Source organism: Paraburkholderia sp. (genome assembly GCF_035948235.1).
Lineage (GTDB): Bacteria > Pseudomonadota > Gammaproteobacteria > Burkholderiales > Burkholderiaceae > Paraburkholderia.
In genome coordinates this window covers 1-15,809 of the sequence record NZ_DASZJJ010000186.1, presented here as the reverse complement: position 1 = coordinate 15,809, position 15,809 = coordinate 1, and the positions used below count along the sequence as shown (strand labels likewise).

The window sequence follows — 15,809 nt, the reverse complement described above, 5'->3', positions numbered from 1 at the left end:
GCGCGTGCAGGTTGATCTCGGTGGTCGCTGCAAGCGGCGCGTTCAGATCGGGTTCACGGCCGTCCTTGAGCGCCTTCACGGCGTCGTTGAGCATGTCCGTGTAGAGCTGGAAGCCGATTTCCTGGATCTCGCCCGACTGTTTATCGCCGAGCACTTCGCCCGTGCCGCGAATTTCCAGGTCGTGCATCGCCAGATAGAAGCCCGAACCGAGTTCTTCCATCTGCTGGATCGCCTCCAGCCGCCGCTGCGCCTGCTTCGTCAGGCCCTGCGGATCATGCACGAGCAGATACGCGTAGGCCTGGTGATGCGAGCGCCCGACGCGGCCGCGCAACTGGTGCAACTGCGCCAGACCGAATTTGTCGGAGCGGTGGATCAGGATGGTGTTCGCGGTCGGCACGTCGATGCCGGTTTCGATGATGGTGGTACAGAGCAGCACGTTCGCGCGTTGCGCCACGAAATCGCGCATCACCGCTTCGAGTTCGCGTTCGTGCATCTGGCCGTGGGCCACTGCAATGCGTGCTTCGGGTACCAGCGCTTCGAGCATCGCGCGGCGATTCTCGATGGTCTCGACTTCGTTGTGCAGGAAGTACACCTGGCCGCCGCGCTTGAGTTCGCGCAGCATCGCTTCGCGAATCACGCTGTCTTCCTCGCGGCGTACGAAGGTCTTGATCGCCAGACGCTTTTGCGGCGCGGTCGCGATCACGGAGAAGTCGCGCAGGCCTTCCAGCGCCATGCCGAGCGTACGCGGGATCGGCGTGGCGGTGAGCGTGAGCACGTCCACTTCCGCGCGCAACGCCTTGAGCGCTTCCTTCTGGCGCACGCCAAAGCGGTGTTCCTCGTCGATGATCACGAGGCCCAGGCGCTTGAACTGCACATCGGAGGACAACAGCTTGTGTGTGCCGATCACGATATCGACGCTGCCTTCGTTGATCTGCTGGATCGCGCTGCTGACTTCCTTCGCGCTCTTGAAACGCGAGAGTTCGGCGATGCGCACGGGCCACTCGGAGAAGCGGTCCGTGAAGGTTTGCGTGTGCTGTTCGGCGAGCAGCGTGGTGGGCGAAAGGATCGCCACCTGCTTGCCGCCCATCACGGCGATAAAGGCCGCGCGCAGCGCGACTTCGGTCTTGCCGAAGCCCACGTCGCCGCACACGAGGCGGTCCATCGGCTTGCCGCTCGTCATGTCGCCGATCACGGCGGCAATCGCCGCGGCCTGGTCGGGCGTTTCCTCGAAGCCGAAACTCTCGGCGAACTTCACGTAGTCCTTCGGTTCGAGTGAGAACGCGTGGCCTTCGCGCGCGGCGCGGCGGGCGTAGAGATTCAAAAGCTCGGCGGCGGTGTCGCGGATCTGCTGCGCGGCCTTGCGGCGGGCCTTTTCCCACTGGCCGGAGCCGAGTGCATGCAGCGGCGCGCTGTCCGGATCGGCGCCGCTATAGCGCGAAATCACGTGCAGTTGCGAGACCGGCACGTAGAGCTTGCTGCCGTTGGCGTATTCGAGGTGCAGGAATTCGGTGTCGCCTTCGCCGAGATCCATCGTCACGAGACCGTGATAGCGGCCGATACCGTGCTGCGCGTGCACGACCGGATCGCCCACCTTCAGCTCGGAAAGATCGCGCACCATCGAATCGACATTGCTCGCCTGTTCCTGGCGGCGGCGTCCCGCACGGCGCGCAAGCGGCCCGTACAGCTCCGTTTCGGTGATGATCGTCAGCGCTTCGCCGGGCAGTGCGAAACCTGTCGATAGGGGCGCAACGCCCAGCACGAAGCGCTCGTCGCTGGTGAGCCAGTCTTCGAAACTGTCTGCCGTCGTTGGGCGCAAGTGGTTATCGGCAAGCAGTTGCGCGATGGTTTCGCGCCGTCCCGCCGATTCGACCGCGAACAGCACACGGTTTTTCGTGGTGTCCAGATAACCGCGCAGCGCCGCGAGCGGGTCGTCGGCGTGACGGTCGATCGCGAGCGTGGGCAGGGGCGTGGCCCAGCCGCCCGCGCTGGCCGCCGGCAGCACGAGGCGCGCGAATGGCTTGGCGAAGGTGAAAAAGTCCTCGTCGGTCAGGAAGAGGCGCTGCGGCTCCAGGATCGGTCGCTCGCGGTCGTGCGCGAGGAAGTTGTGGCGTTGTTTGGTATCGGCGGTGAAACGGCGGATCGATGCGTCCAGATCGCCCGAGAACACCAGTTGCGCGTTCTGCGGCAGATAGTGGAACAGCGTGGCCGTTTCTTCGAAAAAGAGCGGCAGGTAGTACTCGATACCCGCCGACGGCACGCCGTTGCCGATGTCCTTGTAGATGGTCGCGCGGCTGGGATCGCCTTCGAACACCTCGCGCCAGCGGCTGCGAAACGCCGTGCGCGAGGCTTCGTCGAACGGAAACTCGCGGCCCGGCAGCAGGCGCACTTCCTTGACCGGATAGAGGCTGCGCTGGCTGTCCGGGTCGAAGGCGCGGATCGAATCGACCTGATCGTCGAACAGATCGAGACGGTAAGGCAGCGGCGAGCCCATCGGAAACAGGTCGATCAGCGAGCCGCGCACGCAGTATTCACCGGGCCGCATGACCTGGCTCACGTGCTCGTAGCCGGCCAGCGTGAGCTGCGACTTGAGCTTGGCCTCGTCCAGACGCTCGCCTTGCGAGAACGAGAACGTGTAAGCCGCGAGGAACGAGGCCGGCGGCATCCGGTAGAGCGCCGTGGTGGCCGGCACGAGCAGGATGTCGCAACGGCCTTCGCCGAGGTCGTGCAGCGTCGCCAGACGCTCGGAAACCAGATCCTGGTGCGGCGAGAAGGTGTCGTAAGGGAGCGTTTCCCAGTCGGGCAGCAGGCGCACGCGCGCTTCGGGTGCGAAGAACGGGATTTCCTGCGCGAGACGCTGGGCGTCCACGGCGCTCGCGCAGATCACCGCCAGCAGCGGGGCGGCAGCAGCGCTGTCGCGCGCAGCCTCGCGGTAACGGGCGATCAGGAGGGCGTCGGACGAACCGTGCGTGCCGTCGAACGCGTAGCGTTGCCCCGGCTTGACGACGGCGACCGGTGAAGCGGACGGGGATTTCGAGGATGCGGCGATTTCGGACATAGGGGCAACAGGTTGGCCTCGGGCGTGGCGGGCGGTGTGCGTCGATGAGAGCAGCACCGCGAGCACCGCCTCGGTGCATGCGATCCGGACGAAGCTGTGGTCAAAACAGCGTGATTCAAGACAGCCATTCGAAAGGCGCGTGTGGCGCCGCCAATTCGCCTGCATGCCGCTGTGGCAAGGCGTTGGCGCCGCTTTCGCGCGGCCTGTCGGCTGGCTGCCGGCGTGAGCATTGCACGCGCCATCCGCGACCGTTTGCGGTGCTTGGGCGTGTGGGCAAGGGACCTATTATAAAATCCGTCCTTTACTTTGACTCATGCGGCTCGCGACACCGTGACCTCACGCCTATTTGCCCTGATCCCCTGCGCCGGTACCGGCAGCCGTTCGGGATCGTCCCTGCCCAAGCAATACCGCACGGTTGCGGGGCGCGATCTCCTGCACTATACGCTCGCGGCGTTCGACGCCTGCAGCGAATTCACCCAGACTCTCGTCGTCATTTCTCCCGACGATAGCCATTTCGACGCGCGCCGCTTCAGCGGCCTGCGCTTCGCGGTGCGCCGCACCGGCGGGGCTTCGCGCCAGGCGTCGGTATATAACGGCCTCGTTGCGCTCACCGAATTCGGCGCTACCGACGACGACTGGGTGCTCGTGCACGACGCCGCGCGCCCCGGCATCACGCCCGCGCTGATCCGCTCGCTCGTCGATGCGCTCAAGGACGACCCGGTCGGCGGCATCATGGCGCTGCCGGTGGCCGACACGCTCAAGCGCGTCGCGCCCCATAACGTGCCAGGCGGCCCGCGCATCGCGCGTACCGAAGCGCGCGACGGTCTCTGGCAAGCCCAGACGCCGCAGATGTTCCGCATCGGCATGCTGCGCGGCGCGATCGAGCGCGCCCAGCAGGAAGGGCACGATCTCACCGACGAAGCCAGCGCCATCGAGTACCTCGGCCATTCGCCGCGCCTCGTGCAGGGCAGCCTGCGCAATTTCAAGGTGACGTACCCCGAAGACTTCGCGCTGGCCGAAGCCATTCTCAGCGCCGCGAATTAACCGCGAATTACAGCGCCTCAAGCAACCCACACGGAAAAAACACATGGACATCAGAATCGGACAAGGCTACGACGTGCACGCGCTCGTGCCGGGACGCCCGCTCGTCATTGGCGGCGTGACGGTGCCCTACGACCGCGGGCTGCTCGGCCACTCGGACGCGGACGTGCTGCTGCACGCCATCACCGACGCGCTGTTCGGCGCCGCGGCGCTCGGCGACATCGGCCGCCACTTCCCGGATACCGATAAACAGTTCTACGGCGCCAATAGCCGCGTGCTGTTGCGCGAATGCCTGCGTCGCGTGGAAGAGGCGGGTTTCTCGCTGATCAATGTCGATAGCACCGTGATCGCTCAGGCTCCGAAGCTTTCACCGCATATCGACGCCATGCGCGCATGCATCGCGGAAGACCTCAAATTGCCGCTCGATCGCGTGAACGTGAAGGCAAAGACCAACGAAAAACTCGGCTATCTGGGTCGCAGCGAAGGCATCGAAGCGCAGGCAGCCGTGCTGCTCACGCGCGCCTGATGTTGCGCGAGGTTGCATTTTAGTCCTTAAAACAAGGGCTTTTCTGCTTCGATCAAGGCGCTGCGCAAACAGCGTGCCTCGCGCGTATCGAATCGACCGAGCAGGGCACATGCCCGCTTCGGTTATCAAGGCGGTGGTTGCATCTGCAATCACCGCCTTTGCTTTTCTTGCCTTTTTATTTCCGTTTTTTTCCCCTTATGCTGAAGGCGTAACCGGAAGCGGAAAGGGCAATGACGGGACTCGAAAGACGCGTGAAAGGCCTCGACGGTCTCCGGGCGCTGGCCGTGATGCTGGTGTTCCTCTCGCACAAGGCGCACGTCGAAGCCATCGATGCCGGCAAGATCGGCGTATGGCTCTTCTTTCTGATCAGCGGCTATCTGATCATAGGCGAGCTGCATCGCAATCGTCTGCGCGTGGAGCAGCATGCCGCGCGGCGTGACGCCGTGCTCTACGTTTTCTTCATCAAGCGCGCGCTGCGTATCTTCCCGGTTTATTACCTGCTGTTGATCGCCCTGACGATCGCGCATGCCTGGTTTTATCAGCGCGATGTCGAACTCGGTCTCGCCTGGCATTTTGCATTCCTTTCCAATTTCTGGATCGGCGTCGTGCATGATGGCTGGCCGGGGACGGTATCGCATTTCTGGAGTCTTGCGGTCGAGCAGCAGTTCTATCTGATCGCGCCATTCGCGCTGCTTTTCGCGCCGGCCTCGCGTCATCTGGGGATTTGCATCGGCATGATTGGGGCGGCGGCGCTCGCGCATCTCGCGCTCTATGCCAGCGGGGCGATCGAGCCGCTTGTCTATGCGTTCTCGCCGTGGAATTTCGCCTTGCTCGCGCTCGGCGGCGCGCTGGCGATTGGCGGCGCGCGCGTGCAGGTGGCGGGGCGTTTGCCCGCCGCATTGTGGTGTGCGCTGGCGTTTGCGTGCCTGGGCGTCTTCGCATTCGCGCGCGCCGATTGCGTGAGCTGCGAGGCGACGCAGCGCGCGGTCATGCCTGGCCTGCTCGATATCGGTCTCGCGCTCTCGCTAGGCGCGGTGTTCCTGTGGATCGTGCGCCGTCAGGACAGCGCGCTGGTGGCGGCGCTGGAGGTGCGGCCGCTCGCGTATCTCGGCACCATCAGCTACGGCTTCTATCTGTTCCACAACCTCGTGCCGTCGAAGCTGGGCGAGGCGCCCGCGCTTTACGCGCGGCTACATCTGCCGCTGTTTGCGCAGGACCTGCTGCCGCTCGTGTTGCAGTTCGCGCTGGCCGTGCTGCTCGCGCATCTCTCGTGGCAACTGCTGGAAAAGCGCGTGCTGGAGTGGAAGGGGCCGCTGAGCGCCGCGATCCGCAATCGTCTGCCCGCGCGCACGGCAGCGGGCCAGATTTAAGTGACCGCGGCGTGAGCGCTAGAAGGTGGCGCCGCCAATTTCGCGCCCGCCCGGGCAGAGTTCGCCGGTTTGCAGTCCGTCGAGCACGCGTAGGACCTCGACCGCGCTGCGCCCTACGTTGAGGCTGTTCACGGACACGTGCTGGATCGTGTTGTCCGGATCGACGATGAAGGTCGCCCGCAGCGCCACGCCGGCTTCCTTGTCGCGAATGCCTAGCTGATCGATCAACTCGCCCTTGACGTCGCCGAAGGAATAGTGATTCAGGCGATCGAGTTCGCGGTTTTCGCGCCGCCACGCGAGCTTCACGTACTCGTTGTCGCAACTGCCGCCCATCAGCACGGTGTCGCGATCCTCGAATTCCTTGTGCAACTGCGCGAACCCGACGATCTCGGTCGGGCAGACGATCGTGAAATCCTTCGGATAGAAGTAGATCACTTTCCACTTGTCCGAAAAGGTCTGCTCGGTGATTTCGAGGAAGGCCGATTCGCCGTTTTCTTCAGGATGATTGAAGCCGGGCTTGGCGGCCGTGACAGTGAAGGCGGCCAGTTTGTCACCGACGGTTTTCATGGCGTCGCTCCTTGAACACGAAACTGAGGTAGTTCCTTGCGATTGTCGCAGGGGACGACAACGCACGCTGCGAGCCTGCACCGCAGCGTGCGTCGTTGCTTCATGTCGAAGGAGGGAGGGCGCGCTCGTGACGCTCAGGCGCCCTTGGCGAGCGGAAACTCGATGGTCACTTCAAGGCCCGGGCCGGGCGCGCGGTTGCGCAGGCGCAGCGCACCGCGATAGCGGCCCACCAGACGCTGCACGATGGCCATGCCCAGACCCGTACCGTTGGCCTGGGTACGCGCGCTGTCCACGCGGTAAAAAGGCCGCGTGACGAGCGCAAGCTGGTCCTCGGGAATGCCGGGGCCTTCGTCGACCACGGACAGCTCCACGCGCGAATGCGAAACGCGCGTTTCCAGCATGATGTGAGGAATGCCGTCCGATTCGCTTGCGCCATATTTGCGCGCGTTTTCGATCAGATTGCCGACGATGCGGCGCACGTCCGTATCGTCCGCTTCGATCACGGCGGTGGGCGCGAGGCGCGTAATGAGACGCACGCCGTCTTCGCCCGCCATGCGCGCGGCCATTTCGCTGGCGATCACCGACAGATCGACGCGCTCGGGCATACGCTGCACGGGCCGCGCATAGTCGAGGAAGCGGCCGATGATCATGTCCATCTGCTCGATGTCGTCGATCATCGCGTCCTTGGTCGCCTGATCGGACGGACTCATCTCGGTTTCCAGCCGCAGCCGCGCGAGCGGCGTGCGCAGATCGTGCGAGATGCCCGCGAGCATCAGCGCCCGGTCGGCCTCGAGCTGTTCGAGGTCGCGCACCATCTGGTTGAACGAGCGATTGGTTTCGGCGGCCACGCCCATGCCGCTTTCGGGCAGTTGCGCGGGCGACTGGCCCGAGCCAACCATGCGCGCCGACATGGCCAGGCGCGCAAACGGCCGGTTCACGAGGCTCGTGATGAAGGCCGCGCCGAACAGCGACAGCGCCAGCGCCGACACGCCCCAGCCAACCCACTGCAGGCCCGTGACGTTGTCGAGCTGGTCGCGATCGAGCGCGACCCAGTAATCGTCGTCGTCGATCTTGAAGCTGATCCACACGCCCGGAATGTCGTTGACGGACTGCGCGATGATGGTGTCGTCGCCCAGCCGTCCGCGAATGTCATGTTCGATCAGACGATTGAGCGACTCGTCGGGCTGCAGCTTGTACTTGTCGGTGGTTTCGCGCGGATAGACACGCACGCCCTCGTTGCTCTCCAGATCCTGCAGCAGCGCGCGCCGCAGGTCGGGATCGGAATAGAGCAGGGCCGTGCGCGTGAGCTTGACGACGGCGACGAGCTGCAACGCCACGCGCTGCGCACGCGGCTCGCGCTCGATCACACGAAAGCTCTGGAACCATGCCGCGAGGCTGACCGCGATGAGCAGCGCGATCAGCAGGAAGGTGCGCCAGAACAGGTCACCGAACGCGAGCGTCAACAGACGCCGGTCAATGCGCATGGACCCTTCCCATCGACAGAGGTCGTGCAGGCAGACAGATACCCAGAGACTGCATCAGGGATCAGGCGGCGCCGTCGGGGATGAAGACGTAGCCGAGGCCCCACACCGTCTGGATGAAGCGCGGGCTGCCCGGATCCGGCTCGATCAGCTTGCGCAGACGTGAGATCTGCACGTCGAGACTGCGATCGAACACTTCGTATTCGCGGCCACGTGCGAGTTCCATGAGCTTTTCACGCGACAGCGGCTGGCGCGGGTGACGCGCGAACACCTTGAGCACCGAGAATTCGCCCGTGGTGAGCGGAATTTCCTGGCCGGCCTTGGTGAGCGTGCGGGTGGCGAGATTCAGCGCGAATTCGCCGAACTCGAACACTTCGGTGGTTTCCGACGGCGCGCCCGGCAGTTCGGACGGCGCCTGGCGGCGCAGCACGGCGTGAATGCGGGCAACCAGCTCGCGCGGGTTGAAGGGCTTCGGAAGGTAGTCGTCGGCGCCCATTTCGAGGCCCACGATGCGATCCACGTCTTCGCCCTTGGCGGTCAGCATGATGATGGGCGTGCGGTCGTTGCTGCCACGCAGACGGCGGCAGATCGACAGGCCGTCTTCGCCCGGCAGCATCAGATCGAGCACGAGCAGGTCGAAGCGTTCGCGCACCCACAGCTTGTTCATGGCGGGTGCGTTTTCCGCGACGTAGACGTTAAAGCCCTGCTCGCCGAGGTAGCGGCGCAGCAGGTCGCGCAGTCGCGGGTCGTCGTCGACAACGAGAATTTTGGACGGGTTCTTGGTTTCCATGCCTGGCATCTTAGCGCGATTGAGTTACGGTGCGAGATTGCACCGATTAACAGGTTACAGTCAGTTACAAAATTTACCCGCCCTGTGCCACGTCGGCAAGCACTGACAGATAGACTTCTTTACGTTTAGCGGCCATTCGGTGGATACTTCATTCGATTTTCGAACCAGTGCCCGTGTCAGAGCCGGGTCCACATGTATTCGAGGTAGCCGTTTGCCGCGTCAAGAAGGGAACAAAACGATGGGAGGGGTCGGCCCGACAATGCGCCACACCGTGATCGCACTGGCGTTGGCCAGCGGCGTCGCGGCGGCATTGGAGTCGGCGCCCGTCCATGCGCAGATGTTCGCTGACGGCCCTCATGCGGGCAGCCGCTACGCGGGCAGGCCGCCGATCCGGCGCGTGCGCAACGATCAACCGCCGCGTCCTGCCTCTGACCTCAACCAGCGTCCCGCCGTTCCCCCCGATCTCGATGAGCGCCGCCGCGACGGCCACATGACGCCCGAAGAGCGGCGTCTGCTGCGTCAGCATATTGAAGACGCGGTGCGCGAACTCTACAAGCGCTAAACCTTCCTGCGGATCGCAGCCCTTGCGCTGTCGCCGCGTGCGTGTGTCATTCGATGCACTGCGATTCATTTCCCGCCTTACCTTAAATTTCCTTCGCGGTGTTGCCAGCGTACTGGCGTCGCTATCGCCTCCCGATTACGTTCTGTATGCAACGTTCGACGGCAAGGAAAAATTCCGTTGCAATTAAGCGGTCAACAGGTGTCAACAAGCACGCCCGACCGTCCGTTAAGCCGCTACATTCATCCTTTACGGATGCGCGATCGGCTCATGCGCTCCTCGTTTCCCATGTCTGCCATGAAACGGTTTATGCGATTCATGCCTGTCAAGTCGGAGCGCCTGGCTGCGTTGGGCGTCGCTTCGTCCGCGCTGGCTTCCATGCAGGCGCTTGCGCAGTCCGCAACACCCGCCCATCACGCGCATCATCATCGACCGGCCAGCGCTCCTGCGGCTGCGGATCAGGCCGATGCCGACCTGCTCGATGCCGACGACGCCACCCATCTGCTGATCCGCACAGGTTTCGCGCCCGCGCCAGCCGATGTCGTGCCCTACGTAGGCCTCACGCGCGCAGCGGCTATCGAGCGCGTGCTGTCGACCGCGCGCACCGAGGCCGTGACGCCGCTGCCCGCGTGGACCCATGACACGCCCTTGACCCGCGCGCAGCGCAACGCTCTGACGCAGGAGCAGCGTCGCGACGAGCAACGCCAGCGCAGCCAGAATTACGACGATTTGCGCGCATGGTGGATGCGCGAAATCCTCACCACGCCGTCGCCGCTCACCGAGCGCATGACGCTGTTCTGGCACAACCATTTCACTTCCGGCCAGGACAAGGTTGCCGAGCCACAACTGATGGCGCAGCAAAATGCGCTCCTGAGGCGCTACGCGCTTGGCAGTTTCGCGGCGATGCTCCACGAAGTGGCGAAAGATCCGGCGATGCTGCTTTATCTCGATGGCGCGAGCAACCGCAAGGGCAAGCCCAACGAGAATTTCGCGCGCGAAGTGATGGAGCTTTTTACGCTCGGGGAAGGGCAGTACACGCAGCACGACGTTTCCGAGGCGGCGCGCGCGTATACGGGCTGGGGCGTCGATCCAGATTCCCTGCGCTTCGACTGGCGCCCGCAACAGCACGACGACGGCATCAAGACGGTGCTGGGTCACGCCGGCGCGTTCGATGGCGATGCGGTGCTCGACCTTCTGCTCGGTGAGCCGCAGACGGCACAGTTCGTTTCGGCGAAACTCTGGCGTGAGTTTGTCTCGGACACGCCTGATCCAGAACAACTGGAGATCGTGGCGACGCATTTTCGTTCGAGCGCTTACGACATCAAGGCGGCGTTGAGCGCGTTGCTGGCCACGCCGGCGTTCTGGGACGAGCGCAATCGCGGCGTGCTGGTGAGTTCGCCGGTGGAGTTCATCGCGGGAACGGTGCGGCGTTTCGACGTCACCTATGCGAACACGGCGCAATTCGCGCGCACTTCGGCGTCGCTCGGCGAGAATCTGTTTTATCCGCCTAACGTGAAGGGCTGGCCCGGTGGCGCGACGTGGATCAACAGCTCGACGTTGCTCGCGCGCAAGCAGTTCGTCGAGCAACTGTTTCGGGCGACGGAGACCGTGCGCCCGCACATGGGCGGCGCGCTGACGAAAGCCGCCGCGACCATGCCGGCGAGTGGCGCACAAAAGCCCGCCGCGCGGCCGATGCCTGCAAGCATGCATTTCGATCTGGACGGCTGGCTTGGTCGCTATGGTCTTAACGCCGACACTGTGCCGGGTCTCTCGGCACAATTGCAGATGCAGCATGCGGTCTTGCCGCTTACCCCTGTCGATGCGATTGCTGCGGGCAGCAATGCGCAAGCGTATCTCCAGGCACTCCTGATGGACCCGGTGTACCAGTTGAAATGACGCGCAAAGCGATGATCACCCCAAGACAAAAGCGGCTGCGCGCCGCATGGACTCAACGAGGCATGGCATGAAGCGACGCGACTTCCTGGCCGCTGCAGCCGCGATGACGGCAGCGGGCGCGACATGGCTGCCCGAAACCACATGGGCGCAAGGCAACGCCGCGCTCGCGCAGGCGCGCGCGAGCGGCTACGAAAATCTGTTGATCCTCGTCGAACTCAAGGGCGGCAACGATGGATTGAATACCGTCGTTCCCTATGCGGACCCGCTTTACGCTAGCTATCGGCCGACCATCGGCGTGCGCCGTGGCGACGTGATCCAGCTTGACGAACACACAGCGCTGCATCCCGCGCTCGCGCCGCTGCTGCCGATGTGGCGCGCGCACGAACTCGCCATCGTGCAAGGCGTGAGTTACGCGCAGCCCAACCTCTCGCATTTCCGCTCGATCGAGATCTGGGACACGGCCTCCCGCTCGGATCAGTATCTGCGCGAAGGCTGGCTCACGCGGGCTTTTGCGAATGCGCCGGTGCCGAAGGGTTTCGCCGCCGATGGCCTCGTGCTGGGCAGCGCCGAAATGGGGCCGCTCGCAAACGGCGCGCGCGCCATCGCACTCGTCAACCCGGCACAGTTCGCGCGCGCTTCGCGGCTCGTCACGCCGGTCGCGCTCAAGGAGCGCAATCCAGCGCTGGCGCACATCCTCGATGTCGAGAACGATATCGTGCATGCCGCCGATCAACTGCGTCCGCGTCCCGGGCAATACGCGTTAAAGACCGCGTTTCCCAATGGGGCGTTCGGCGCGTCGATCAAGACTGCGATGCAGGCGCTGGCCTCGGGCGAGACCGTGCAGGGCGCGCCGGTGGCCGGGCAGGGCGTGGCCGTGATCCGTCTCACGCTTAACGGCTTCGATACGCATCAGAATCAGCCCGAGCGTCACGCGGATCTGTTGCGGCAGTTCGCGGCGGGCATGGTGGCGATGCGCTCGTCGCTCGTCGAAATGGGGCGCTGGGACCGCACGATGATTGTCACGTACGCGGAGTTTGGCCGCCGCGTGCGCGAGAACCAGAGTCGCGGCACCGATCATGGCACCGCATCCGCGCATTTCGTGGCAGGCGGCCGCGTGGCGGGTGGTCTGTATGGCGACGCGCCGCAACTCGCGCGACTCGACGGCAACGGCAATCTGCCGGTTGCGGTCGACTTCCGCCAGATCTACGCGACGGTGCTGGGAAACTGGTGGGGAATCGACGCGCAATCCGTGCTGCAACAGCGTTTCGAGCCATTGCCTTTACTGCGCGTTTGAATAATCGCGTGAGTTAGCCGCGGCGCGCGGCGCGCCACGCGATCCAGAGCTTGCGGATCGGCGTGAGTGCGATCTGCTGATGCAGCACCTGGAATTGTTCGCGCTCCACTTCGTCGAGCAGCGCGAGTTCGAGCGCGGCAAGCGCGCGTAGCGGGCGCTGATGCTTGCGTTCGCCAGCGGGAATGGCCGCGAGCGCCGCATGAACCGCTTCGCGCGCGCGTTGGGTCTGGAACTGCATCAGCTCGGTAAATTCCGCGCTGTAGCGGCGATTGATCAGATCGGCGGCGGTGACGTTGTAGCGCTGCAATTCGTCGATCGGAATATAGATGCGGCCGTGGCGAGCGTCGTTGCCGATCTCTGGCACGAATTGCGCGAGCATCAGTGCATTGCCCAGCGGCGTCGCCCACTGCGCAACAGTGGCGCGCTCCTGATCCGTGCGCGCGCCGACTTGCGCGACGAGCGTTGCGAAGGTGCCGCCCACGCCATCCATATAGCGGCGCAGATTCGGCAAGTCGAGATAGCGGGCCTGCTCGAAATCCATTTCGAAGCCGGCCAGCAACTGCTGGAGCAACGGATAGAGCTTTGCCACGTCGCCCGCGTGCTGGGCGAGCGCTTTCGTGACCGGATGCGCGGGATTGCCCGCGGCGAGCGCGGCCAGTTCTTTCTGCCACCAGGCGAGCTTGGTGCGCCCGACGGTCGGGTCGCTGGTTTCCTTGGCGGTTTCCTCAAGCTCGCGCCGTAGCGCGAAGAGGGCGGCGAGCAGCGGTTGCTGCGCGGCGCTTGCCTGGCGCAGCGCGTAGTAAGTGCTCGATCCTGCGGGAGCCGCCTTTTGCAGGCAGTATTCGTCGAAATTCACGGGGTTTGGGGGCGTGGGGAAGCGCGGCGATTCTAGCACCGGCGCGGCTTTGAAGCGCTCGAGGGTTCTGGCGCTGTCGAGATGCAGACAAGCGCGAGGCAATCGGTTAGAATCTCGCGCTTGCGCTTTGCGGACGCCCCATCAGGGTGCACGATCGAGGCGCACAAGGTCTGTATCGCACGCGACGTTCGTTAGTTGGTGCCGGCCAGAAAAATTCGCGTGAGTGGCGAAATTGGTAGACGCACCAGGTTTAGGTCCTGACGCCCGCAAGGGTGTGCCGGTTCGAGTCCGGCCTCACGCACCAGGCTAGTAAAGACAAAGGCCACGTACTTAACGGTACGTGGCCTTTTTGTTTTTGTATTGCATCCGGCGATTCTGAAGCCTGGTTACGGGCGCCTTGTGTATCGACACACCGACGCGCCACCCCATCAAATTCGCTTATCGCATGCGCTGCTTCAGAGATCGTCCTGCGACGCCGCGATGACCTTTTCCAGCGCACGGTTGAGCAGTTCGCGCTCCTTGTCGTCGAGTGCCGCGAACAGGTCCGTATTCCACTTGCGCGCGATCGGCATGACCTTGCGATAGAGCGCACGTCCGTCGGTCGTCAGCGACACCAGAACGAGGCGTCCATCTTCTTCGCTCGCATTGCGTTGCATGAGGCCGCGGCGCATGAGCGCTTCGGCGGCGCGGCTGGCCTGGCTCTTGTCGAGATTCGCGTGGCGCGCAAGCTCCATCACCGAAAACGGGCCGAAAGCCCCGACAGCGGCAATCAGGCGAGCTTCAGGCAGCGTGATGCCGAGCTTGTCCTGATATCGTTCGCTCGCACCGCGTTCGGAGAGCTTGTTCAGGACATGGAGCCGATAGGTCAGAAATTGTTCGAGTCCGGCTTTGCTTTCCTTCATGGTCGTCCTGGTCTGGTCGCGTAAGGTATGCGCGATGGTGTCGCGCGTACCGTGATTGTTGCCGCAACCAGCGCGCGGGTCAACGCGCATGAACCCTCAAAATGCATGCGCTCGCGTGCCCCGTGAGGGCATACGAATCTATTAATCGCTTACTGCGGAACTCGTTGCGCGCGCACCCGAAAAAGTCTGACGATTCGGGTGCGCTGCGTGAGCGCACATTCACGCGGGCCGCGAGCCGTAGCGCAGGCGCGTGAGTTGTTCGGCTTCGTTGGCAAGCAGCGTGGCCGCGTCGCGAATGGCTGTTTCGAGCGTGATCGGACCCGGCGCAGGCGAAAAGCAGCCGCTGAAATGCTCGCCCAGGCGCGCGAGCGCGGCGGAATCGACTGCGCCCGAGAGCAGCGTGGCCGGCACGTCCGCAGCCTGCGCGTGGCGGCAGGCGATAAAAGGTGCCTTGCCGTGCAGCGTCTGCACGTCGGAGCGGCCTTCGCCGGTGATGAGCCATTGCGCGCCTTCGAGCGCCGCGTCGAGGCCGATCGTGCGCGCCACGACTTCGGCGCCCGGCTCGAAGTTCGCGCCCAGCATGCGCAGCGCAAAGCCGAGTCCGCCTGCCGCGCCCGCGCCCGCCTCGTCGCGTGCGCGGCGGTTCAGCGCGGCTTCGAGCAGGTCGGCGAAGCGGCCTAGCGCTGCGTCGATCGGGGCGACTTCGGCGGGCGTCACGCCTTTTTGCGGGCCGAATACCGCGGTCGCGCCATGGTCTCCCGTAAGCGGATTGTCGACGTCGGACATGGCGATGAAGGTGGCTTCGGCGAGGCGCGTGTCGAGGCCCGACACGTCCACGCGCGCCACACGCGCGAGCGCTTCGGGCGTGGGTTCGAGCGCCGCTCCAGCCGCGTCGAACAGTTTCAGGCCGAGGCCCGCGAGCAGCCCCGCGCCCGCGTCGTTGGTGCTGCTGCCGCCCAGCGCCACGTAGAAGCGGCGCACGCCCTCGTCGAGCAGCGCGCGCACGGCTTCGCCCATGCCGCGCGTGCTGCGCGAGGCAACCGCCACGCCCATGCCGACCGGATCGGTAATGCCGACGATTTCAGCGGTTTCGACGATGGCGCTGCCGTCGTGCAGCAAGCCCACGAGGGCGTCGCGGCGCGCGCCGGCGGCACCTTCGACATTGAGCGTGCGGCGCTCGCCGCCGACGCTGAGCATGGCGTCGAGCGTGCCTTCGCCGCCATCGGCCATCGGGCAGATGCGGATTTCGGCATCGGGTCGGGCGCGGCGGATGCCCTCGGCAATCGCCGCGGCGACCCCATCCGCGCTGAGCGAGCCTTTGAACGAATCGGGAGCAATGACGACGACGGGTGCGTCAGCAAACGTCTGGTTAGGCATGGTGTCTCGACTGGAAGTGTTGTGATGGCGGCTGCGGCCGGCGGGGCGTCCGGCGCGTGCGTTAGCTTACCAGCCACGAGGGGCCCGCTGGATAC

General features: G+C 64.6%; 13 protein-coding genes and 1 tRNA gene. 7 read left to right on the top strand and 7 right to left on the bottom strand.

Annotated elements, in window-relative coordinates; genetic code table 11:
• Positions 1–3,055 (bottom strand): transcription-repair coupling factor (gene mfd, locus VG320_RS16130; RefSeq protein WP_327201088.1); only part of this gene is annotated, 3,055 nt, incomplete at its 3' end.
• A gap of 330 nt (positions 3,056–3,385) precedes the next feature.
• On the opposite strand from mfd, the gene ispD reads away from it, so the two are divergent.
• From ispD to VG320_RS16115, 3 genes are all read left to right on the top strand, one after another.
• Positions 3,386–4,099, top strand: coding sequence for a 2-C-methyl-D-erythritol 4-phosphate cytidylyltransferase (gene ispD, locus VG320_RS16125; protein WP_327201087.1), 714 nt, complete (start codon positions 3,386–3,388; stop codon positions 4,097–4,099).
• Between the two features lie 43 nt (positions 4,100–4,142).
• Positions 4,143–4,622, top strand: a complete 480-nt coding sequence (ispF, locus tag VG320_RS16120; RefSeq protein WP_327201086.1) for a 2-C-methyl-D-erythritol 2,4-cyclodiphosphate synthase — start codon at positions 4,143–4,145, stop codon at positions 4,620–4,622.
• A 230-nt stretch (positions 4,623–4,852) separates the two neighbouring features.
• A complete protein-coding gene (locus VG320_RS16115) occupies positions 4,853–5,992 on the top strand; it encodes an acyltransferase (protein WP_327201085.1) in 1,140 nt (379 codons plus the stop codon).
• Positions 5,993–6,010: 18 nt separating this feature from the next.
• On the opposite strand, the gene VG320_RS16110 is transcribed toward VG320_RS16115, so the two are convergent.
• From VG320_RS16110 to ompR, 3 genes are all read right to left on the bottom strand, one after another.
• Positions 6,011–6,559 carry a peroxiredoxin gene (locus tag VG320_RS16110; protein ID WP_327201084.1) on the bottom strand — a complete coding sequence of 183 codons (549 nt, stop codon included), beginning with the start codon at positions 6,557–6,559 and terminating at the stop codon, positions 6,011–6,013.
• Positions 6,560–6,693: 134 nt separating this feature from the next.
• Complete coding sequence (locus VG320_RS16105) at positions 6,694–8,043, bottom strand: ATP-binding protein (RefSeq protein WP_327201083.1); 1,350 nt, start codon at positions 8,041–8,043, stop codon at positions 6,694–6,696.
• Positions 8,044–8,104: 61 nt separating this feature from the next.
• On the bottom strand, positions 8,105–8,839 hold the full coding sequence (gene ompR, locus VG320_RS16100) for a two-component system response regulator OmpR (protein ID WP_027814652.1): 735 nt from the start codon (positions 8,837–8,839) through the stop codon (positions 8,105–8,107).
• A gap of 229 nt (positions 8,840–9,068) precedes the next feature.
• Between ompR and VG320_RS16095 the strand changes: the two genes are divergently transcribed.
• The 3 genes from VG320_RS16095 to VG320_RS16085 all read left to right on the top strand — a co-directional run bounded on the left by VG320_RS16095 (position 9,069) and on the right by VG320_RS16085 (position 12,579).
• Entirely contained in the window at positions 9,069–9,392 is a 324-nt protein-coding gene (locus tag VG320_RS16095) for a hypothetical protein (protein ID WP_327201082.1), read from the top strand.
• Between the two features lie 375 nt (positions 9,393–9,767).
• The gene (locus VG320_RS16090; protein WP_414696057.1) at positions 9,768–11,285 is read left to right on the top strand and encodes a DUF1800 domain-containing protein; all 1,518 of its coding nucleotides are present in this window, start codon (positions 9,768–9,770) and stop codon (positions 11,283–11,285) included.
• A gap of 67 nt (positions 11,286–11,352) precedes the next feature.
• Positions 11,353–12,579, top strand: a complete 1,227-nt coding sequence (locus tag VG320_RS16085) for a DUF1501 domain-containing protein (protein ID WP_327201080.1) — start codon at positions 11,353–11,355, stop codon at positions 12,577–12,579.
• A 13-nt stretch (positions 12,580–12,592) separates the two neighbouring features.
• Here VG320_RS16085 and VG320_RS16080 read toward each other — a convergent pair whose 3' ends face one another.
• Entirely contained in the window at positions 12,593–13,435 is an 843-nt protein-coding gene (locus VG320_RS16080) for a squalene/phytoene synthase family protein (RefSeq protein ID WP_327201079.1), read from the bottom strand.
• A gap of 217 nt (positions 13,436–13,652) precedes the next feature.
• Here VG320_RS16080 and VG320_RS16075 point away from each other — a divergent pair.
• Positions 13,653–13,739, top strand: a tRNA-Leu gene (locus VG320_RS16075).
• A 151-nt stretch (positions 13,740–13,890) separates the two neighbouring features.
• On the opposite strand, the gene VG320_RS16070 is transcribed toward VG320_RS16075, so the two are convergent.
• Together VG320_RS16070 and VG320_RS16065 are read right to left on the bottom strand one after the other, a co-directional pair.
• The gene (locus VG320_RS16070; RefSeq protein ID WP_327201078.1) at positions 13,891–14,337 is read right to left on the bottom strand and encodes a MarR family winged helix-turn-helix transcriptional regulator; all 447 of its coding nucleotides are present in this window, start codon (positions 14,335–14,337) and stop codon (positions 13,891–13,893) included.
• A 219-nt stretch (positions 14,338–14,556) separates the two neighbouring features.
• Positions 14,557–15,714: a glycerate kinase gene (locus tag VG320_RS16065; protein ID WP_327201077.1), complete on the bottom strand. Its 1,158-nt coding sequence runs from the start codon at positions 15,712–15,714 to the stop codon at positions 14,557–14,559.
• Between the last annotated feature and the right edge of the window lie 95 nt (positions 15,715–15,809).